Annotated in this window: 23 protein-coding genes; 10 read left to right on the forward strand and 13 right to left on the reverse strand. The window is 72.7% G+C overall.

The genetic code is table 11. From position 1 onward, the window contains the following. Positions 1–5 precede the first annotated feature (5 nt). The 3 genes from ABLE53_RS01185 to ABLE53_RS01195 all read left to right on the forward strand — a co-directional run bounded on the left by ABLE53_RS01185 (position 6) and on the right by ABLE53_RS01195 (position 2317). Complete coding sequence (locus tag ABLE53_RS01185) at positions 6–911, forward strand: deoxyribonuclease IV (RefSeq protein ID WP_348856705.1); 906 nt, start codon at positions 6–8, stop codon at positions 909–911. Positions 912–985: 74 nt separating this feature from the next. After that, the gene (locus ABLE53_RS01190) at positions 986–1813 is read left to right on the forward strand and encodes a zinc-ribbon domain-containing protein (protein WP_348856706.1); all 828 of its coding nucleotides are present in this window, start codon (positions 986–988) and stop codon (positions 1811–1813) included. A gap of 36 nt (positions 1814–1849) precedes the next feature. After that, positions 1850–2317 (forward strand): GNAT family N-acetyltransferase, encoded by a 468-nt coding sequence (locus tag ABLE53_RS01195; protein ID WP_348856707.1) that lies wholly within the window; start codon positions 1850–1852, stop codon positions 2315–2317. Here ABLE53_RS01195 and ABLE53_RS01200 read toward each other — a convergent pair. Continuing rightward, positions 2314–3690, reverse strand: a complete 1377-nt coding sequence (locus ABLE53_RS01200) for a class II 3-deoxy-7-phosphoheptulonate synthase (protein ID WP_425474846.1) — start codon at positions 3688–3690, stop codon at positions 2314–2316. The two genes, ABLE53_RS01195 and ABLE53_RS01200, sit on opposite strands and share 4 nt — an antisense overlap. A gap of 87 nt (positions 3691–3777) precedes the next feature. Continuing rightward, entirely contained in the window at positions 3778–4371 is a 594-nt protein-coding gene (locus tag ABLE53_RS01205; RefSeq protein WP_348856709.1) for a hypothetical protein, read from the reverse strand. A gap of 30 nt (positions 4372–4401) precedes the next feature. Between ABLE53_RS01205 and ABLE53_RS01210 the strand changes: the two genes are divergently transcribed. Continuing rightward, positions 4402–5184, forward strand: a complete 783-nt coding sequence (locus tag ABLE53_RS01210; RefSeq protein ID WP_348856710.1) for an endonuclease/exonuclease/phosphatase family protein — start codon at positions 4402–4404, stop codon at positions 5182–5184. Between the two features lie 16 nt (positions 5185–5200). Here the strand turns inward: ABLE53_RS01210 and ABLE53_RS01215 are convergent, their stop codons facing one another. After that, on the reverse strand, positions 5201–6871 hold the full coding sequence (locus ABLE53_RS01215) for an APC family permease (RefSeq protein WP_348856711.1): 1671 nt from the start codon (positions 6869–6871) through the stop codon (positions 5201–5203). Between the two features lie 156 nt (positions 6872–7027). On the opposite strand from ABLE53_RS01215, the gene ABLE53_RS01220 reads away from it, so the two are divergent. Both ABLE53_RS01220 and ABLE53_RS01225 read left to right on the forward strand, forming a co-directional pair. Then, on the forward strand, positions 7028–7858 hold the full coding sequence (locus tag ABLE53_RS01220) for a DUF1028 domain-containing protein (protein ID WP_348856712.1): 831 nt from the start codon (positions 7028–7030) through the stop codon (positions 7856–7858). Then, positions 7855–8601, forward strand: coding sequence for an FGGY family carbohydrate kinase (locus ABLE53_RS01225; protein WP_348856714.1), 747 nt, complete (start codon positions 7855–7857; stop codon positions 8599–8601). The genes ABLE53_RS01220 and ABLE53_RS01225 overlap by 4 nt, the downstream gene beginning before the upstream one ends. Positions 8602–8607: 6 nt before the next feature. Here ABLE53_RS01225 and ABLE53_RS01230 read toward each other — a convergent pair whose 3' ends face one another. Genes ABLE53_RS01230 through ABLE53_RS01250 form a run of 5 tightly spaced genes read right to left on the reverse strand, consistent with a single transcriptional unit; the run spans position 8608 to position 12106 of the window. Further along, entirely contained in the window at positions 8608–9504 is an 897-nt protein-coding gene (locus ABLE53_RS01230; protein ID WP_348856715.1) for a hypothetical protein, read from the reverse strand. Next, positions 9497–9970 (reverse strand): GNAT family N-acetyltransferase, encoded by a 474-nt coding sequence (locus ABLE53_RS01235; protein WP_348856716.1) that lies wholly within the window; start codon positions 9968–9970, stop codon positions 9497–9499. The genes ABLE53_RS01230 and ABLE53_RS01235 overlap by 8 nt, the downstream gene beginning before the upstream one ends. Next, positions 9967–10824 (reverse strand): arylamine N-acetyltransferase family protein, encoded by an 858-nt coding sequence (locus ABLE53_RS01240; protein ID WP_348856717.1) that lies wholly within the window; start codon positions 10822–10824, stop codon positions 9967–9969. Before ABLE53_RS01240 ends, ABLE53_RS01235 begins: the two co-directional genes overlap by 4 nt. Then, positions 10821–11321, reverse strand: coding sequence for a flavin reductase family protein (locus ABLE53_RS01245; RefSeq protein WP_348856718.1), 501 nt, complete (start codon positions 11319–11321; stop codon positions 10821–10823). The genes ABLE53_RS01240 and ABLE53_RS01245 overlap by 4 nt, the downstream gene beginning before the upstream one ends. A 56-nt stretch (positions 11322–11377) precedes the next feature. Then, complete coding sequence (locus ABLE53_RS01250; protein WP_425474827.1) at positions 11378–12106, reverse strand: lysophospholipid acyltransferase family protein; 729 nt, start codon at positions 12104–12106, stop codon at positions 11378–11380. A gap of 69 nt (positions 12107–12175) precedes the next feature. Between ABLE53_RS01250 and ABLE53_RS01255 the strand changes: the two genes are divergently transcribed. Beyond that, entirely contained in the window at positions 12176–12952 is a 777-nt protein-coding gene (locus ABLE53_RS01255; protein WP_348856719.1) for an alpha/beta hydrolase, read from the forward strand. A gap of 33 nt (positions 12953–12985) precedes the next feature. Further along, positions 12986–13456, forward strand: a complete 471-nt coding sequence (locus ABLE53_RS01260; protein ID WP_348856720.1) for a hypothetical protein — start codon at positions 12986–12988, stop codon at positions 13454–13456. On the opposite strand, the gene ABLE53_RS01265 is transcribed toward ABLE53_RS01260, so the two are convergent. The 5 genes from ABLE53_RS01265 to ABLE53_RS01285 are packed head-to-tail and all read right to left on the reverse strand — an operon-like array spanning position 13404 to position 17430. After that, complete coding sequence (locus tag ABLE53_RS01265; protein ID WP_348856721.1) at positions 13404–14444, reverse strand: ROK family protein; 1041 nt, start codon at positions 14442–14444, stop codon at positions 13404–13406. The two genes, ABLE53_RS01260 and ABLE53_RS01265, sit on opposite strands and share 53 nt — an antisense overlap. 1 nt (position 14445) lies before the next feature. Next, a complete protein-coding gene (locus ABLE53_RS01270; RefSeq protein WP_348856723.1) occupies positions 14446–15393 on the reverse strand; it encodes an ROK family glucokinase in 948 nt (315 codons plus the stop codon). Beyond that, a complete protein-coding gene (locus tag ABLE53_RS01275; RefSeq protein ID WP_348856724.1) occupies positions 15390–15764 on the reverse strand; it encodes a hypothetical protein in 375 nt (124 codons plus the stop codon). The genes ABLE53_RS01270 and ABLE53_RS01275 overlap by 4 nt, the downstream gene beginning before the upstream one ends. Then, positions 15761–16981, reverse strand: a complete 1221-nt coding sequence (locus ABLE53_RS01280; RefSeq protein WP_348856725.1) for an ArsA family ATPase — start codon at positions 16979–16981, stop codon at positions 15761–15763. The genes ABLE53_RS01275 and ABLE53_RS01280 overlap by 4 nt, the downstream gene beginning before the upstream one ends. Beyond that, the gene (locus tag ABLE53_RS01285) at positions 16981–17430 is read right to left on the reverse strand and encodes an SRPBCC family protein (protein WP_348856726.1); all 450 of its coding nucleotides are present in this window, start codon (positions 17428–17430) and stop codon (positions 16981–16983) included. The genes ABLE53_RS01280 and ABLE53_RS01285 overlap by 1 nt, the downstream gene beginning before the upstream one ends. A gap of 153 nt (positions 17431–17583) precedes the next feature. Between ABLE53_RS01285 and ABLE53_RS01290 the strand changes: the two genes are divergently transcribed. Both ABLE53_RS01290 and cpaB read left to right on the forward strand, forming a co-directional pair. Beyond that, on the forward strand, positions 17584–19407 hold the full coding sequence (locus ABLE53_RS01290) for an AMP-dependent synthetase/ligase (RefSeq protein ID WP_425474828.1): 1824 nt from the start codon (positions 17584–17586) through the stop codon (positions 19405–19407). A gap of 124 nt (positions 19408–19531) precedes the next feature. After that, positions 19532–20350: a Flp pilus assembly protein CpaB gene (cpaB, locus tag ABLE53_RS01295; protein ID WP_348856727.1), complete on the forward strand. Its 819-nt coding sequence runs from the start codon at positions 19532–19534 to the stop codon at positions 20348–20350. Positions 20351–20352: the final 2 nt, after the last annotated feature.

Here is a 20352-nt window from a genome sequence, read left to right on the forward strand (position 1 = left end):
GCCTTGTGACACCGCACGAGCGCAACCCGATCGGCACCCACGTCCAGGTCGGGAAGGGTCTCGTCAAGGGAGCGGTCGCCAGCGCCGACGCGCTCGGCTGCGAGACGCTGCAGGTCTTCGTCGGCAACCCGCGCGGCTGGGCGCTCTCGCCGGGCAGGCCCGAGGAGGACAAGGAGTTCCGGCGCGCGATCGAGGCCCGCGGGATGCGCGCCTTCATCCACGCGCCCTACCTGGTCAACCTCGGGTCGCCCACCCCGGCGACGTACGAGCGCTCGGCAGCCGCGGTGGCCCACAATTTGCGCCGTGCCGCCGACCTCGGCGTCGAGGGGGTCGTCGTCCACACCGGCTCCTTCGTCACTCCGCCGTCCGAGGAGGACCCGACGACGCCGGAGGAGAGGTACGCCGCCGCGATGACGCAGGTGCGGGAGGCGCTGCTCCCCGTGCTGGACGAGCTCGCGGACGAGGACGCTCCGTGGCTGCTGCTCGAGCCGACCGCCGGGCAGGGTCGGTCGCTCTGCGCCGGCGTGGAGGACCTCACGGCGTACCTCGACGTCCTCGACTTCCACCCCAAGGCCGGGATCTGTCTCGACACCTGCCATGTCTTCGCCGCCGGCGCGCCGCTCGACGAGATCGGCGGCGCGACCGCGACCGTCGACCGGATTGTCGAGATCGGCGGGCCCGGTCGGCTGCGCCTGATCCACGCCAACGACTCGATGGACGTACGCGGCGCGTTCAAGGACAGGCACCAGCGGATCGGCGACGGCCACATCGGCACCGCGGCCTTCGGCGAGCTCTTCGCGCATCCCGCCACGGAGGGCGTGCCCTTCGTGCTCGAGACGCCGGGCTCCCGCGATCCGGAGAGCACCTGCTTCCCGCGGCTGCGGACGCTGCGCGAGGCGGCGTACGCCTGAGAGCCCGCTCGCGGTTCGGGCGCGACGGCCCCGCTCCCCTAGTCTGGGGCTGTTCCGGATCGGCGAGGAGTGACATGAAGTACTGCGGACAGTGCGGCAGCCCGGTCGCTGCCGACGACCGTTTCTGCAGCAACTGCGGCTTCGAGGTCCGCCCCGAGCAGGCCGCCGAGCAGGCCGCTCAGCAGGCGGCACCGGCGAGCGAGCCGGCCGCCGAGCAGACCGTCGAGCGTGTGCGCGTGCACGGCGGGCCCACTGCTCCCCCGCCGCCGGGCCCACCGTCGGGCCCGCCGCCCGGTCCGCCGCCCTCGGCGTCTCCGCCGGGCAGTGCCCGCTACCCGCTGTTCGCCGACGAGCCCGCGGCGACCCCCGACGTCCCGGCCGATACCGCACCCGAGCCGGTCGCGGAGGACGCCGCCGAGCAGACCGCGCCTCGCACGCCCATCACCGAGGAGACCGCGATCCGGCGACCGCGCCGCCATCGCGAGCCGTCGGCTCCTCCGCCGGAGCCCGAGCCTGCGCCCGAGCCCGCGCCCGCCGTCGAGCGCGAGCCAGAGCCCCAGCCGGAGCCGCAGCCGCAGCCGGAGCCTGAGCCGATTGCGGAGCAGACCGTGCCGCGCCCGGCGCTGCGGCTGGTGGAGGAGACCGCCATACTCCCCAAGGTCCCGTCGCTGGCCGAGACCGCCGTGCACCCCGCGGCCGCGGCCGCGGCCGCGGACCTCGAGGAGGAGCCGGAGGCGGAGGCCTCGCTCGACCCGATGCTCGACGCCGCGGACTCCGACGACACCTACGACGCGTACGACGAGGACGCGCGCGAGCCGACCGCGTGGGTCGTGGCCCTGTGGGTGCTGTGCGTGTTCCTGGTGCTCGTGCTGGCAGCCGGGGTGTGGCTCCTCAGCCACTGACCGGAGTCAGCGGGACGCGCGGCTATCCTCACGGGGGTGCCCCGGATCCCGGTCTCCGTCGCAGACACGCCCGAGCTGCGCGACCTCGCGATGGAGATCTGGCGTGCGGCCAACGCCGCCCGGCCGCGTCCGGCGGGCGAGCTCCGCGCCGAACGCGTACGCCACAAGGTCGAGTCCGCCGAGCTGCTGCTGGTCGCCCACTACGGCACCCGGCCGGCGGGCATGCTGCTGGCGGAGACGTACGTCGAGGACGGCGTGCCCGACCCCGACGTCGGCCACGTCTCGATGGTGTTCGTCGACCCGGCGGTCTGGGGCTCGAGGGTGGGGACGACGCTGCTGCGTGACCTGCAGCGGCGCCAGTGGCGGCGGCTGAGCGTGTGGACGCGCACCGACAACCGGCGCGCCCAGCGGCTCTACCTCGGCACCGGCTTCGTCGACACCGGCAACCGGTCGAAGCTGCAGGATGGCGACGAGATCATGCAGCTCGTCTGGTCGGCCGGCTAGGCCTTCCTCAGCATCTCGGCGACCAGGAAGGCCATCTCGAGGGACTGGACTCGGTTAAGGCGGGGGTCGCAGACCGACTCGTAGCGGTTGGCGAGGTCGGCGTCGGTGAGCTCCTCGCCACCGCCGAGGCACTCGGTGACGTTGTCGCCGGTGAGCTCGACGTGGAGGCCACCGGGCCAGGTGCCGAGGGCGCGGTGGACGTCGAAGAAGCCCTGCACCTCGTCGAGCACGTCGTCGAAGCGGCGGGTCTTGTAGCCCGACGGCGCGGTGAAGCCGTTGCCGTGCATGGGGTCGCAGATCCAGGCCACCTGCAGTCCCTCGGCGGCGGCCTTCTCGATCAGCGGCGGCAGGCCCTCGCGGATCTTGCCGGCACCGAACCGGGTGATGAAAGTGAGCCGGCCGGGCTCGTTGTGCGGGTTGAGCCGCGCGGCGTAGGCCAGCACGTCGTCCGGCGTGGTGGTCGGGCCGAGCTTGATCCCGATCGGGTTCTGGATCCGGGACATGAACTCCACATGCGCGCCGTCGAGCTGGCGGGTGCGCTCCCCGATCCAGACGAAGTGGCCGGAGACGTCGTAGGGCAGCCCGGTGCGGGAGTCGATCCTCGTCAGCGAGTGCTCGTACTCCAGGATCAGCGCCTCATGCGAGCTGTGGAAGTCGACCCGCGACAGCGTCTCGGAGTCCACGCCGATGGCGTTCATGAAGGTCAGCGCGCGGTCGATCTCACCGGCCAGCGCCTCGTACTTGGCGCCCAGCGGCGAGCCCTTGACGAAGTCGGTGTTCCAGGTGTGGACCTGGCGCAGGTCGGCGTAGCCGCCGTTGGCGAAGGCGCGCACGAGGTTGAGGGTCGCGGCCGAGGCGTTGTAGACGTCGAGCAGCCGGTGCGGGTCCGGCACCCGGGCCTCGGCGGTGAAGTCGTAGCCGTTGACCGCATCCCCGCGGTAGGCCGGCAGGGTCAGGTCGCCGCCGGGCGTGGACCGGGTCTCGGTGTCGGAGGAGCGCGGCTTGGCGTACTGCCCGGCCAGCCGGCCCACCTTCACCACCGGCACCGAGGCGGCGTAGGTCAGCACGACGGCCATCTGCAGCAGCACCCGCAGCTTGGCGCGTACGTTGTCGGCGGTGACACCGGCCAGTGTCTCCGCGCAGTCGCCGCCCTGGAGCACGAACGCCTCGCCACGGCTGACCGCGGCCAGCTTGTCCTTCAGCTCGTCGCACTCGCCCGCGAAGACCAGCGGCGGCATCGTGCGCAGCCGGTCGACGGTCGCGTCGACGGCCGCCCGGTCGGGGTAGGCCGGCTGCTGGGCTGCACCGAGGGCGTGCAGCTCCGCGAGCGACGGCACTGCCGCCGCGGAGCCTGCGGGGGTGGCGGGGTCCAGAGGTGTCACGCGTCTCAGGGTACGCGCGCAGGCGGCGGTGGCCGCATCGTTGTCGGTCCTGCGAGACGCACCGAGCCCACGCCTGCCTCAGCCCGGCTCGACGACCCGCAGCCGCTCGAGCAGGAACAGGAACGCGGCGGCGAAGTCGTTGGCCTTCGTCGCCGAGCGGACCTGCTCCCAGTCGACCTGCTCGCGTACGGCGCGCGCGGCGGGCAGGACCGAGCCGAAGTCGCAGGAGTGCTCCTCGAGCGCGTTGAGCTTGTCGGTGATCAGCGTGGTCGCGGAGAGCACGGGCATCGAGACCGACTCGACCTCGAGCTCGTCGGCGCCGTCGAAGTGGCTCCGCTCGATGGGTACGCCGGCGCTCCGGAAGAGCACGTCGACCATCGCCGCGTCGGGTGCGTCCTCGGCCACGGCGTCGGAGCCGGCGCCGACGAAGACCTTGGAGAGCCAGTCCTCGGGCGGCTGGACGACCTGCAGGCCCTGCTCGGCCAGCCGAGCCATCACCCCGGGGGCGTCCTCCTCGGCGACCATGAAGTCGACGTCGTGCTGGGGCTCGGGCCCGCCCCGCGCCCATAGCGCGTAGCCCCCGGTGAGCGCGAACGGCGCGTCGCTCTCCTTGAGCGTCACCGCCACCACCTTGAGGGCCTCCCGCAGGCCGCGCTGCACGTCGTCCGGCATTCCACGTCGTTACCCGGGTACCGACCCGCCATGCGCACGCCCCAGCGTCCGACCCTGCGCCTGGTGACCTTCAACATCCTCAACGGACGGGCACCGGACCGGCACGAGGTCGACCTGACGACGTACGCCGACGCGATCAAGAGCCTCGACGCCGACGTGCTCGCCCTGCAGGAGGTCGACCGGAACCAGCCGCGCTCCGCGGGCGCGGACCTGACCGCCGTCGCGGCCGAGGCGATGGGAGCGGTCGACCACCGGTTCGTCGCGGCCCTCTCCGGCACGCCCGGTGCGACCTGGACGGCCGCCACCGGGGAGGAGCAGCCCGCGTCGGCGGCGTACGGCATCGCGCTGCTGTCCCGTCACCCCGTCACCGCCTGGGAGACGGTGCGGCTGCCCCCGGTGCCGTTCCCGGCGCCGTGGCGCCACCATGACCGGATGCTGCCGTCGTTGGAGCGGGACGAGCCGCGGGTCGCGGTCGCCGCCCGGATCGACTCGCCGATCGGGCCGCTGACGGTCGCCAACACGCACCTGTCGTTCATCCGGTGGTGGAACGGCCGCCAGCTGCGCCTGCTGATGCGCTCCCTGGCCCCGCTGCCCCGGCCGCTGGTGCTCGTCGGCGACCTGAACATGGGTCCCGAGCGCGCCCTGGCCGGCTCCCGGCTCACCGCGCTCGGCGCCCGGCTCACCTTCCCCGCCGATGCGCCGCGGGAGCAGATCGACCACGTCCTGGCCGATCCGGCCCTGCGCGCGCGTACGACGACCCGACGGCTGCCCGTCTCGGACCACCTCGCCCTCGTGGCCGACCTCGACGGGTGACCCGTCGGCGTACGACCTAGTGCCCGGCGGGGACCGCGAGCTCGTCCTCCTCGGGCACGACGACCTCGGCGATCATGTCCTCGATGACCTTGGTCGGAAGTGCGACGTTGATCGCCCAGTAGTAGATGACGAGCGCGAACACCGCGCTGACGCCGAGCGAGGTCCACAGCCCGATCTGGTGTGAGGCGTTGGTCCGCCCGCTGAAGGTGGAGAAGAAGGTGATGAGGCCGACGCCGACGAGGTAGGGCGGCAGCCACGAGGCGGCCTTCCAGTTCATGTGCTCGGGGCGCATCTCGCGGTTGAAGATCAGCAGGCAGCCGATGATGATCAGGACCCCCAGCTTCCAGGCGGTCTCCCAGCCGCTCCACATGATGATCCAGGTGGAGACCACGAACGCGATCGGCGCGAACAGCCCGCCGAACGGCAGCGTGTAGGGCCGCTCCGCCTCCGGCAGCCGCTTGCGGAACGCACCGAACGAGAGCGGCGCGCCGGCGTACATCAGGACCGAGGCGCTCGTGATCAGGCCGACCAGCGACTGCCAGCTCGGGAACGGCAGGAAGCAGACGCAGCCGGCGATGAAGGAGACGAGTACGCCGAACCACGGCACCTTCGAGTCGGTCAGCTTCGCGAAGACGGAGTGGAAGTAGCTGTTGCGGGCCAGCCCGTACGACACCCGCGCGCCGGCGGCGGTGTAGATGAGGCCGGTGCCGGCGGGTGAGATCACCGCGTCGGCGTACAGGATGCTGGCGAGCCAGCCGAGCCCGACGCCGGAGGCGATCTCCGCCCACGGACCCCCGAAGGAGCCGAAGACGGTCGACGGCGTCACGTCGCTCCAGTGCGAGCCGATCATGTCCGGCGGCAGCGCGAACAGGAAGACGACCTGCAGCCCGATGTAGATGACGAGGCCGAGCAGGATCGAGCCGATCACCGCGACCGGGATGTCGCGCTTGGGGTTCTTGCTCTCGCCCGCCAGCTGGTCGGCCTGCTCGAAGCCGAGGTAGGAGAAGATGATGCCCGCGGCGGGGATGGCGACCAGGATGCCCTTGAACCCGTCCGGGCTGAACCCGTCGGCCGCGTGCAGGTTGGAGCCGTGCAGGCCGTCCTTGCTGAAGATCAGCACGACGAGGACGGTGAGGACCGGGACCAGCACCTTCCACCAGGTCATGATGCTGTTGGTCGTCGCGAGCACCTTCACGCCGAAGTAGTTCACGACGCACATGACCGCCATGATCACGATGGCGACGACGAGGCCGGTGTGGGTGAGCGTCTCGTCGGAGCGCAGCCAGTCCTTCGCGAAGTCGTAGTGGGTGAGGTAGAGGATCATCGCCGACACCTCGATCGGCGCCACCGTGACCGCCTGCAGCCAGGAGAACCAGCCGAACGCCGCGCCGGCGACGCCGCCGTAGGCGTAGTGCGGGAAGCGCGCGGAGCCGCCCGAGAGCGGGTACATCGCGCCCAGCTCGGCGTGGACCAGCGCGAGCACCAGGATGCAGACCCCGCCGACCACCCACGAGATGATCGCCGCCGGGCCGGCGTTGAGGAGCCCGCGCTGCGCGCCGAAGAGCCATCCCGAGCCGATGATGGAGCCCATCGAGGCCCAGAGCAGGCCGACGATGCCGATCTCCCTCGCGAGCGAGGCGCTGCCCTTCGGTTGCTCGTGCGGCTCCGTCGAGTAGTCGATAGCCATGGGCCCCGTCCTTCCGTGGGTTCGTCCCGAGCGGAGATAGATAGGTTGGCTACGTTGCCGGTGACTGAACCGTAGTCCCGGAGGGGCGCCAGGGGAACGGACGCGCCGTACGCGCCGCGACGTCGTCCCGCCGGGCCAGGCTCTAAGGTCGGCGCCATGACCTTCTCGATCGTGGCCCGCACCGTCGACCCGGTCACCGGCGAACCGTCGTGGGGCGTGGCCGTCGCCTCCAGGTTCCTCGCCGTCGGCGCGGTCGTGCCGGCGGCGGTGGCCGGGGTCGGCGCCATCGCCACCCAGGCCGACGCGAACGTCGCCTACAAGGGGCTGGCGCTCTCCCATCTCGACGACGGCGCCACCGCCGACGTCGCGCTGCAGCGGCTGCTCGAGGAGGACGACGGTCGCGACCACCGGCAGGTGGGGATCGTCGACGTCGAGGGCCGGGCGGCGTCCCACACCGGGCAGGCCTGCCTGGACTGGGCCGGGTCGCTGACCGGGGACGGCTACGCGATCCAGGGCAACATCCTCACCGGCTCCGAGGTGGTCGAGGCGATGGAGGAGGCCTGGCTGGCCTCCGCGGACGAGCCGGTCCTCGCCCGGCGGCTGCTCACCGCCCTGGCCGCCGGCGACAACGCCGGGGGTGACAGCCGGGGCCGGCAGAGCGCCGCCCTGCTCGTCGTACGTGAGGAGGCGGGGTACGGCGGCGGCGACGACGTCGCGGTGGACCTGCGCGTCGACGACCACACAGCACCGATCGAGGAGCTCGGCCGGCTGCTCGGCCTCAACGACCTCTACCTCACCGCCTCGACCGAGGAGGAGAAGGTGCCGGTCACCCCGCAGCTCGAAGCCGAGCTGGAGGAGTTCGCCAAGGCCCAGGGGGCGGCCGACTTCCACGCCTGGGTCGGCACCGAGAACTACGAGATGCGGGTCGCCCCCGACCTCGCCTGGATCGACCGCCGGATCCTCCGCATCGTGCGCGGCGGTCGATGAGCGCGGTCCTCGCGATCGACGCCGGCGACACCGGTGTCACCGCGGTCCTCGTGACGCCCGAGGGCGAGGTCCTCGGCCGTGGGCGGGCGGAGCTCCCGCAGCACGTCCCCCGACCCGGCCGGGTCGAGCACGTCCCCGAGGAGATCGTGCGCACCACGCTCGATGCCTGCCGCACCGCACTGCAGGGGTTCGACGCTGCGGACGTCGCCGGGGTCGGCATCGCCGACCGACACGGGCCGGTCGTGCTCTGGGACCGCGAGACGCTGGGCTCGCCGCGGCCCGCGATCGGCTGGCCGGACCGGCGTACGACGGGCCTCTGCGCAGCCCTGGCCCCGCACGAGGACCGCATCACCGAGCTGACCGGACTCCGGCTCGACCCGCGCCTCCCCGGCCCGAAGCTCGCCTGGATCCGCGAGAACGAGCCGCACACCTGGGCCAACGTCGTGTCCGGGCGGTACGCCGTCGGCACGGTCGACTCCTACCTCGTCGCCCGGATGACCCGCGGCACCTGGCACGTCAGCGACGTCTCGAGCGCCGCGCGGACGCTGCTGCTCGACGTCGGTGCCGGCGACTGGTCCGAGGAGCTGTGCTCGCTGTTCGGCGTACCGCGCGATGCGCTGCCCGAGCTCGTCCGCGACTGGGGCACCGGCATCGTCACCGACGCCCGGTCCTTCCTCGGCCTCTCGCTCCCCGTGGCCGGGATCGCCGCCGACCAGCAGGCGGCGCTCTTCGGCGAGGGCTGACCCGGCTCAGCCCTCGAGGCGGCGTACGTCGGCTGCGGCCGCCTCCCGGGCCTCGCGGGCCTCGGCGAGGACCGCGTCGGCGTCGTCGCGGGCCTCCTCGGCCTCGGAGAGCTCGTCGTCGACCTGCTGGGCGGTGTCCTCGAGGTCGGCGAGCCGACGCCGCAGCTCCTCGATCTCCGACTGGACCTGGAGCGAGCGCGCCTCGAGCCGGTCGACGTCGGCCGCGGCCTCGTCGCGCTCGGACTGCGCGTCGGCGAGCGCACGCTCGGCCTCCTCGAGCCGCTCCCGGGCCTCGTCCAGCGCGCGGGTGTCCGGCTCGAGGTCGGGCACCGCGTGGAGCGGCACGGGCGGCTGCTCCTCGACCGCCGACGCCTCGAAGCCGAGCGCGTCCGGAAGCGCCACCGCGGCCGCGGCGTCCACCTCGCCGACCCCGGTCGCGGTCAGGGCCGCGACCAGCAGCCCGCTGCGTACGGCCTTCGCCGCCCCGACGTCGACCATGGCGGCGGTGAGGGTCGCCTCCACCTGCTCGGCGACGGCGTCGGTGACCCGCAGCCCGTGCTCGCGTGCGAGCGCGCGGGCACGGTGGGTGACCGCGGCGGTGAGCTGCCGCCGCTGCTTCGTCAGCTCGCGCAGCTGCGCGGCGTCCATCCCCACCTGCGCCTCCCGCAGCGCGGCGCCGACGGCGAGGACCTGGTCGACCTGCTCGGTCTCGTACCTCACCAGCAGGTCCATCACCCACGCCGCGGTCGACGGCTTCTTGAGCGCCTTGACCGCCGGGGCGAGGTCGGTCCCCTTCAACTCGCGCACCTTCGCGTCCCGTGCGGGGGTGAAGTCGGCGAGCGGCAGGCCGTAGAGCTCCTCGGCGATCGCGAGCAGCTCCTCCCCGCCGGCGTCGTCAGCCACGGCGCCTCCAGACGTACTCGACCTCGGGGAGGTACGGCGGGTACTGGCTGCGGCTCGTCCGCCCGCTCAGCACCCAGCCGAGGTGCTCGTAGAGGCCGCGGGCCCGGGTGTTGTCCTCCAGGCACCACAGCACCGAGTCGCCCGGGATCGCCGCGACCGCCCGCTCGACCGCGGCGCGGGCGAGGCCGCTCCCCCATCGGTCGGGGTGCACGGCGAGGTGCTGCAGCCGCTCGGCGTCGTAGCAGAGGAGCGCCGCCAGACCGCCGCCCGGCTCCTCCACGACCTCGACCACCGTCGCCGGCTCGCCGAGCCGCGTGCGCCAGGTGGCCGCGACGTCGTCTCGCGGGAACGGACGGCCACCGAAGAGGTGACCGAGCGACTTCTCGTTGGCCGCCTGCTCGAGGTCGGTGAGCGCCTCGACGTCCGCCTCGGTCGCGGCTCGGAAGACGGTCGGGAAGCCGGTCACCGGCTCGTCACCCACTCCCGGTGCGCGACCAGGCTGCGGTCGAAGAGCGCCCGCAGGGCGTCCTCGTCGACGTCGACCAGGGAGGCACCGAGCTCGACGAGGCGCACCCGCCAGGCGTCGTACGCCGTGAGCTCGGTGCGCTCCGCGCCGGCCCCGACCCGGGTGAAGAGGCAGCCGCGGAGCGTCTCGGTGCAGTCGGCCAGACGACGCTGGACCACCAGCAGGCGGGAGTAGTCGCCGTCCGGGCCGCTCAGCCGTGCGTGCGCCTCGCGGAGCTCGCCGTCGCCGGGGGTGCTGGCGAAGACGTCCACGGCGTGGAAGCTGCCCTGCGGGTCATGGTGGAAGGTCCAGCCGCCCTCGTGGACGAGCAGCCGGTAGCCGAACGGCCCCTGCTGGTGCTCCCCCGTCACCAGCGGCAGCGGGTCGCGGATGCCGTCGCCGAAGCCGAGGTCGGGCCACCACGCACCGCCGGGGTTGTCCGAGGTCGGCAGACCCCGGACGTAGACCACGAGGTGCCCGAGATGGACGTCCGCGCGCTCCGCCTCGTCCTCCCAGTTGTGGCCCCACAGCCGCACGACGTCGTACCCGAGCTCGGTGAGGACCTCCTCGAGGAGGCCGTTCTGGTGCAGGCAGTAGCCCGCGTTGCCGCCGCGCGCGACCCGCGCCAGGGTCAGGTGGCGGTCCACCGGCGGCGGGCTGCCGAGCATCGTATGGAGGTTCTCGTACGGGATCGTCGCGGTGTGCCTGCGGTGCAGCTCGCGCAGCGTGTCCAGCGTCGGCCCCGGTCGTACGACGAGTCCCAGCCGCGCCAGGTAGGCGTCGGTGTCCCGGGCCCGGTCGACGGCAGGGCTCACTGGACGTACCTCCCGCGCCGATGGATCAGCGGCTCCTCGTCGGCGCCCACCTCGAGGTGCTCGATGGTCGCCGTCACCAGGACCGACCAGCCCACCTCCGCGGTCGACTCCACGCGCACGCCCGCCCACGTGGGAGCGTCGGCGAGCCGCGGCCCCCACTCGGTCGGCTCGAAGTCCCCGGTCCGGAACGGGCCGCCGGGGGCCGGCGCCGTCCCGGCGAACGCCTCCGAGAGCTGGCGGTGGCGCCACTCGAGCAGCGACACGACGGCCGCGCCGCTGTCGTCCAGCGCGTCACGCAGGTCGCTGTCCGGGTCCACGAGCGCGAGCAGCCGCGCCGGCTCGCCGTTGGCGACCATCAGCGAGGTGACCGTCAGCCCGGCCCACTCCTCCCCCTCGCCGCTCGCGGTCCACAGCGACACCTGCCCACCCAGTCGCGCCCGCAGCCGGCGTACGGGGTCCTCGGGGGTCGGGAACGGGTGACCGGCGTGGATCGTCACGGGACGAGCGTAGGAGATCGCTGCCTGTGCCGCCGGTCGCGGCCGCCGACCCACGGCTAGGCAGCCTGCTTCTTCGCCTCCGAGGCGTAGACGTCGACGTACTCCTGGCCGGAGAGCTTGAGGATCTCGTACATGATCTCGTCGGTCACCGCGCGCAGGATGAAGCGGTCGTTCTCCATCCCTTCGTAGCGGGAGAAGTCGAGCGGCTTTCCGAAGATGACTACCGGGCGGGTGAGGCGGCCGAACTTCTTGCCCGGCGGGGCGATCCGGTCGGTCTCGAGGACCGCGATGGGGATGACCGGGGCGCCGGTCGCGAGCGCGATCCGGGCGATGCCGGTGCGGCCGCGGTAGAGCTTGCCGTCGTGCGAGCGGGTGCCCTCGGGGTAGATCCCGAAGAGCTCGCCGCTCTCGAGCACCCGCTTGGCCGAGATGATCGCGCCCTCGGCCGCGGAGGCGCCCGACCGGTCTATCGGGACGTTGCCGGTGCCGCGGAAGAACGTGCGCTGGAGCCAGCCCTTGGGGCCGCGGCCGGTGAAGTACTCGGCCTTGGCGACGAAGCGCACCATCCGCGGCACGTAGAGAGGCATGAAGAGCCAGTCGGCGTAGGAGAGGTGGTTGCTAGCGAGGATCGCCGGGCCCTCCTCGGGGACGTTCTCCAGCCCGCGGATCCTCGGCCGGAAGACGAGCTTGAGCCACGGACCGATGACGACCCACTTCATCAGCCAGTAGAAGAACCCCTCGTACAACCTGCCTCCTCCAGCCGCGCGAGCACAGTCCACGTCCATGATGCGGCCCCTCGTCGGGACCAAGGAGGAGCCTAACGTCCCGGGACCCGGCGCGGCAGAATGCCTGGCGTGACCGAGCCGGAGGTGTCGACGCAGCCGCTCACGATCCCTGCGCGCCCGGAGCTGACGGGTGGAGTTCGCATCGGGATCCTGCTCTCCCACGGCTTCACCGGATCGCCCGCCTCGGTCCGGCCGTGGGGCGAGTCCCTCGGAGACCAGGGGTACGGCGTCGCCGTGCCCCGCCTGCCCGGCCACGGCACCTCGTGGCGGGACCTCAACGCGACCACCTGGGAGGACTGGTACGGCGAGGTCGGCCGCGTCTTCGACCAGCTCTGCCTCGACCACGACGCGGTGGTCGTCGGCGGGCTCTCGATGGGCGGTGCATTGGCGCTGCGGCTGGCCGCCGACCACCCGGACCTGGTCTCGGGCGTCGTCGTGGTCAACCCGGCGCTGGCGACCCGCCGCAGGGACGTACGACTCCTCCCGCTGCTCAAGCACCTCGTGCCGTCCTTCCCGGGGATCGGCAACGACATCAAGAAGCCGGGCGTGGACGAGCGCAGCTACCCGCGTACGCCGCTGAAGGCGACCCACTCGATGATGCGCGCGTGGCCGCCGCTGGTGGCCGACCTGCCGAACATGACCGCACCGCTGCTCTACTTCCGCTCGACCGAGGACCACGTCGTCGACGACCTCTCCGAGGCCCTCATCACCACTCGGATCGGCTCGAAGGACGTCACCGTACGCCGGCTCGAGGAGAGCTACCACGTGGCCACGATCGACCACGACGCGCCGCGGATCTACGCCGAGACCGCCGAGTTCGTACGGCGAGTCGTGCCCGCGGGCTAGGCGCCACCTCTTCGCATGTCTACTGTTGGTGACGTGCACGAAGACGACCGCGCCGACGAGCCTCGCGCCGACGAGCCTGCGACCGAGTCCGCCGAGGAGGCGGCCTGGCGCGAGATCGTGGCGAACTACGGCGAGCGGGTGCTCGAGGAGCCCGACGACCCGGTCACCGACGACTCCGTCATCCTCTCCTTCGGCGACGACGGCTCCGCGCCGGACGAGGTCGACGGCGAGAACCCCCTCGACCTCGCCGAGTCGGAGCAGTTCGTGCCGCCGACCCCGGCGCTGCCTCGCACGACGCCGGAGCGCTTCATGGCGTGGCTGGGCGTGCTCGGCACCCCGGTCATCGCGGTCCTGCTCGTCACGATCCACACCGTCACCGGCTTCGACTTCCCCAGCTGGGTGATCGCGTTCCTCGTGCTCGCGTTCCTGGGCGGCTTCGGCTACCTGCTCGTCACCATGTCGCGCGACCCCGGCGACCCCTGGGACGACGGCGCGCGCGTCTAGCCCACCGGGCCGTCTCCACGGCCGACGGCTCGCCCGAGCGCGCCATCGAGGCGGCCCCGACGACACCCGCCTCCGGCCCGAAGGCGGCCTGGACGATCGGCGGCACCCGCCGGTGCTGGGCCCCGACGAGCGACTCCGCGAGCGCCTCGCGGGCCGGGCCGAGGAGCAGGTCGCCGGCCGCGGACACCCCTCCGCCGACGACGAGCAGCCCGGGGTCGAACGCCGCGACGAGGTTGGCCAGGCCGACGCCCAGCCACTCCCCGACGGAGGCGAACGCCGTGCGCGCGAGCCGGTCGCCCTGCTCGGCCGCCGAGGTGACCATCTGGCCGGTCAGCCGCGCCGGGTCGCCGTCGCACAGGTCCTCGACGAGCGTCGGGCCGTGCTCGGCCACGTCCATCCGCGCACGGACGTAGCGGACGAGCGCGTTGCCCGAGGAGTACTGCTCCCAGCAGCCGGTGCCGCCGCACTCGCAGGGCAGCCCGTCGGGCACGACCTGCATGTGTCCGAACTCGCCGGCCATGCCGTTCTGCCCGCGCAGCAACGTCCCGCCGAGCACGACCGCACCGCCGATGCCGGTGCCCATCGTGACCAGCAGCGCGTCGTCGACGCCGCGGGCGGCGCCGAGGGCGAGCTCGGCGCGGGCGGCGCAGTTGGCGTCGTTGTCGAGCGCGACCCTGGTGCCCCAGCGGGCCTCCAGGCGCGACCGGGTCGGGTCGCCGCGCCACGGTAGGTGCGGGGCGAACATGACCCGCTCCCCCTGCGCGTCCACGAAGCCGGCCGCCGCGAGCCCGACGCCGTCGATCCGGCGCCCGGCGGCGACCTCCATGACCGCCTCGGTGAGCGCGTCCTCGACGAGGGTGACGTCGACCCGCCGTCCCGGCGTCGTACGACGGGCGGTGCGGCGTACGACCCCGGCCGGGGTCACCTCGGCGGCAAGCACCTTCGTGCCGCCGATGTCGACGCCGATGTAGAGCTCCCCGATCTGCATGTCAGCGCCTCGCCAGGTCCGCGGCGCCGATGAGCCCGGCGCGGTTGCCGAGCGAGGCCTTGCGGATCTCGAGGACGGGACGGTGGCCGCGGCCGGTGAGCTGGGCGGCGAACGCGCGCCGCGCCGGCCCGAGCAGGAGGTCGTCGGCGTCGGCGACGCCGCCGCCGACCGCCACCACGGCCGGGTCGAGCACCGCCGTGAGCGAGGCGATCCCCTCGCCCAGCCAGATCCCGAGGGTGGTGAGCGCCTCGGTCGCGAACGGGTCGCCGTCCCGGGCCGCCTCGGTGATCAGCGGGCCGTTGATCCGCTGCGCGTCGCCGTCGGCCCGGTCGAGCAGGCTGCGGGCGAGCAGGGAGCCGCCGCGCGCGGCCGCGCGGGCGTCGCGGACGAGGGCCGAGCCTGAGGCGTACTGCTCGAAGCAGCCCCGGTTGCCGCACCCGCAGAGGAGGCCGTTCGGCACGACCCGCATGTGGCCGATCTCCGCGCCGACCCCGAACGCCCCGCGGTAGAGCTCGCCGTCGAGGACCAGCCCGCCGCCGACGCCGGTCCCGACGGTGATCAGCAGCAGGTCGTCGACGTCGGCCCCGGCGCCGTACACGAACTCGCCCCAGGCGGCGGCGTTGGCGTCGTTCTCGATGACGACGGTGTGGCCGACCTGCTTCTCGAGGCGCTCGCGCAGGTTCACGTCGCGCCAGGCGATGTTGGGCGCGAACATGACCGTGCTCCGCGCCTTGTCGATGTAGCCGGCCGCGCCCACGCCGACCGTCCCGAACTCGTGGCGCGCGGACAGCTCGTCGACGACGGTCGCGATCGCCGTCTCGATCGCGGCGACGTCGGTCGCAGGAGAGTCGACCCGGACCTCGTCGACGATCGTGCCGTTCTCGTCGACCACGCCACCGAGGATCTTGGTGCCGCCCACGTCGACGCCGCAGGACAAGCCGTGACTCATCGATCCTCCTCGGGGTCGGGCCAGCCGTCGTCGGCACCATTGTCGTCCAGGTCGATCTTCTCGACCTCAGGACCGCGGGCGGAGGACCGCGGCGGCGTGGCGACCGCGTTGAGCACCGCTGCCGCGGCCTGCATCAGCGACGCGGCCGCGCTCGCGAGGTGCACCCGCACCTCCGGGCTCGCCTCGCGTACGACGTGGACGGTGCGGCAGATCGGGCAGTAGGTGCACTCCGGCGCACCGGTCGCGAGGTGCTCGCCGAGGTTCTCTCGGGCCCAGTCCCCGAGGGAGCCGAGCAGCTTCGCCGCCTCCTCGGCGGCGCTGCCGACGGGCTCCTCGCGGGGCTGCTCGGGGTCGGACGGTCCCTCGCTCACTCCTGCTCCTCGCTCTCGGCTCCGGGTCCACGGGTCTCGACGAACCTCACCTGCAGCTCACCCTGCTCGACCCGGGCGCCGGCGACACGGAGCCGCGCGAGCCCGGCGGGCAGGGTGAGGAGACGACGATACGACCCGACGGTCACGACGAGCTCGTCGCCGTTGCGGCCGAGATGCACCTGGTCGCGGTCCATCCAGCCGCTCCCGCCGGCCACGCCGGGCAGCGCGAGCCGGACGATCCGGGCCGCCGGCGTACGGCTGACCCGGAACGGCCCGTCGCCGCTCGGCGGCGCGAGCGGGTCGCTGTCGGCGTACACCTCGCGCGCCAGCGTCTCCAGGGCGGGTACGCCGACCGGCTCGCCGGTCCGGTAGACCGACCGCCACACCGGCAGCCCGGCGAAGGACGCGGCCACGTCGGCGAGCACCTCGTCCTGGGCGCTGACCCAGCCGGCCCGCCAGTCGTCGGCGCCCTCCGCCGGGAAGACTCGGTTGGCGACCACGCCGTCGACCCGGTAGCCGTAGAGCGAGAGCGTCGTCCACGAGCGGCGCGCCTCGGCGAGCACGACCCGCTCGGGGGTCAGCACGAGCCGCACCGACGCCTCCGGGCCGGCGAGGATCTCGCGCACGTCCTCCAGCTCGTCGTGGAGGCGTACGACGGCGTCGAAGACCGAGTCGCCCGGCATGGGCACCCCGGAGGCGCGGGTGAGGACCGGCTTGAGGGTCTTGACGATGCGGCGCTGCAGGGGCAGGACGCGCTGCATGTACCAGCCCAGCGCCTCGGGCAGGGCGAGCAGCCGCAGCGTCTCGGCGGTCGGCGCGCAGTCGACGACGACGGCGTCCCACTCCCCCGACCGCACCCGCTGGCGGAGCTCGAGGAGCGCGAAGACCTCCTCGGCGCCGGGGACCACGGTCAGCTCCTCGGCGGCCACCGGGTCGACGCCGACGACCTCGAGCACCGACAGCAGGTAGCGCTGGATGTCGGCCCAGGACTGCTCGAAGCGGAGCTGGGCGTCGACCTGCTCCACGAACAGCCCGGGCGCGACCTCCGTCGGCTCCGGGCCGATCCCGGTCACGCCGTACGCGTCGGCGAGCGAGTGCGCCGCGTCGGTGGACAGCACGAGGGTGCGCTGCCCCGAGGCGGCCGCCAGGGCCGCCGTACCGGCGGCGACCGTCGACTTCCCGACGCCGCCCTTCCCGGTGAAGAGGATGATCCGCATCAGGCCGACGAGCCGAGCTGCTCGACGCGCGTCTTGAGCCCCCGGAGCGCCGTCTCGATCAGCATCTTCTCGCCCTTGCGCTTGAGCATCCCGATGAGCGGGATGGAGACGTCGAGGGAGAGCCGGTAGGTCACCTCGGTGGACCCGGTGCCGAGGTCGCGGAGGGTGTAGGAGCCGTCGAGCGCCCGCAGCAGGGTGCCCTCGACCAGGCTCCAGCTCACCTCGCGGTCGCGGTCCCAGGTGTAGGCCAGGGTGTAGTCGTCCTTGATCGGCGGGACGTCGAGCACGAACCGCACCTGCTCGGCCCGTCCGTCGGGGCCGGTCGACAACGGCGTCGCGCTCTTCATCCCCTTGGCCCAGACCGGGTAGGCCGGGAAGTCGGCAATGACCTCCATCACGGCGGCGGGCGCGGCCTCGATGACGATCGAGGACGTGGTCTGGTCTGCCATGCAAGATCCTTCGGACGGCATCGTTGCGGGGAGCGGCGGCAGCGTGGACACTACGGGGCGCGCGCTGCCGGGATCGGTCTGGTCGACCGGTCTGGGAGCGTACCGGATGAGGTCCCCGGTGACCGCCCGACGTGTGACCGGGGTAACCTCACTGTGTTCACCTACCAGGAGTATGCGGAGGCACTTGTGCGCGAGTTCTCCACGCCGGCGACGTTCGAGGTCCCCTCGGACGGCAACCTGACCGACGACGTCGTCAGGAACGCCGCCGAGGCGCCGAACGACGTCGTCTTCAGCCGACCCGCCCTCGACGGCTCCTGGGAGGACGTGACCGCTGCCCAGTTCCTCGCCGAGGTCTCGGGTGTCGCCAAGGGCCTCATCGCCGCGGGCATCAACCCCGGCGACCGGGTCGCCCTCTTCTCGAAGACGCGCTATGAGTGGACGCTGCTGGACTACGCGATCTGGTTCGCCGGCGGCATCACCGTCCCCGTCTACGAGACCTCCTCCGCCGAGCAGGTCCACTGGATCCTCTCCGACGCCGCCGTCCACGCGATCGTCGCGGAGGGCGCCGACCACGTCGCCCGGGTCACCGAGGTCCGGGAGGACCTCGAGGACCTCCACCACGTCTGGTCGTTCGCCGACAACGCCGTCGAGATCCTGGTCAAGCTCGGTGCGGACATCTCCGACGAGCAGCTGGAGGAGCGGCGTACGTCCGCGAAGGCCGACTCGATCGCGACGCTGATCTACACCTCGGGCACGACCGGCCGGCCCAAGGGCTGCATCCTCACCCACGGCAACTTCATGTCCGAGCTCACCGCGGCGGTCACTGAGCTCGACCGGCTCTTCGACACCCACGGCGCCAGCACGCTGCTCTTCCTGCCGCTCGCCCACGTCTTCGCCCGGGTCATCCAGGTCGGTTGCGTGAAGTCCCGCACCCGACTCGGCCACAGCCCCGACATCAAGAACCTCCTCGACGACCTGCAGGGGTTCCAGCCGACCTTCATCCTCGCGGTGCCGCGGGTCTTCGAGAAGGTCTACAACACCGCCTCGCAGAAGGCGGTCGCCGACGGCAAGGGCCGGATCTTCGGCATCGCGACCGACGTCGCGATCGCGTACTCCCGTGCCCTTGACGCCGGCAAGGTCCCGCTGCGGGTGAGGGCCCAGCACGCGCTCTTCAGCAAGCTGGTCTACAGCAAGCTCCTCGCCGCGCTCGGCGGCCACTGCGCGTACGCCGTCTCCGGCGGCGCACCGCTCGGCGACCGGCTCGGCCACTTCTACCGCGGCATCGGGCTGACCGTCCTCGAGGGCTACGGCCTCACCGAGTCGACGGCCGCGCTGACGGTCAACCTGCCCGACGCCATGAAGATCGGCACCGTCGGCCGCCCCATCGGCGGCACCTCCGTCCGCGTGGCCGACGACGGGGAGCTGCTGTTCCGGGGCGGGCAGGTGTTCGCCGGCTACTGGAAGAACGAGGACGCCACCACCGACGCGCTCACGCCCGACGGCTGGTTCCACACCGGCGACCTCGGCGAGGTCGACGACGAGGGCTTCGTCCGGATCACCGGCCGCAAGAAGGAGATCATCGTGACGGCCGGCGGCAAGAACGTCGCGCCCGCCGTCCTCGAGGACCGCCTGCGCGCCCACGTGCTCGTCGACCAGTGCATGGTCGTGGGCGACGGCGAGCCCTTCATCGGCGCGCTGGTCACGCTCGATCCGGAGTCGGTGCCGACCTGGGCGAAGACCCACGGCAAGTCGGAGCGGATCGAGGACCTCGTCGACGACGCCGACCTGCGGGCCGAGATCCAGACCGCGGTCGACGACGCCAACAGGGCGGTCTCCAAGGCGGAGTCGATCAGGAAGTTCACCGTCCTGCCCGACGCCTGGACCGAGGAGGGCGGCGAGCTCACGCCGAGCCTCAAGCTGAAGCGCAGCGTCGTCATGCGGGAGTTCCGCGACGAGGTGGAGGCGCTCTACCGCTGAGCCACAGCGCCCGACCCTAGTCCGGACGGACTAGGCCGACGCCCCCAAGACCACCCTTTCGTGGGATCCGAAAACGCATCCCGGACCGATTGCGCGCAACTACGGTTCACGACGAGGAAAGGGTGTGCGCCCCATTGCGCACGAGGAGGACGGCCGGATCCCCGGCCGCCTCCATATGGGGGAGGTCGTCATGGAGCGACGCAGGCTGCTCGTCGTCGCCGCGGCACTGATCGCAGCGCTGGGGGCGGTGATGGTGCTCGTCTACGTGCGCGGTGCCGACCACCGCGCACAGCAGCACTACGAGACCAAGCAGGTCCTGACGGCGAACCAGGAGATCAGCGCCGGCGAGACGTACGAGCAGGCGGTCAAGAGCGGCAAGCTCGGCTACAAGACGGTTGTCGCCGACGACGTCGTACCCGACTCCGTCGGACCTGACGGCGCCAGCTCGCTCGCGGGCAAGGCGGCGCTGGCCACCATCTACCCCGGGGAGCAGGTCGTCTCCGCGGAGTTCGGCGACCAGTCCCTCGCCGCGGCGACCACCGACCTGCCGATCCCGCCCAAGAAGGTGGCCATCTCGGTGACGCTCACCGACCCCGCCCGGGTGGCGGGGTACGTCGAGCCCGGCTCGCAGGTGGCGGTGTTCCTCAACGGCACCGACGCCGGCGGTACGCCGTTCACCCGGCTGCTCCTGCCCAAGGTCACCGTCCTCGGGGTCGGCTCCACGCCGGTCGCCGGGTCGACCACGACCACCGACACCGACGGTGGCGGCGACGCCCCCGCCGAGACCCTGCCCAACACGCTCATCACGCTCGCCGTCAGCCAGAAGGAGGCCCAGAAGGTCCTCTTCGCGCAGCAGAACGGCGCTCTGGCCTTCGGGCTCCTCTCCCGCGGGAGCCACATCGGCGCTGCCCCGCAGACCGATCTCGGGAACCTCTTCGAGTGAGG

The organism is Nocardioides asiaticus (assembly GCF_040049175.1).
GTDB lineage: Bacteria > Actinomycetota > Actinomycetes > Propionibacteriales > Nocardioidaceae > Nocardioides > Nocardioides cheoyonin.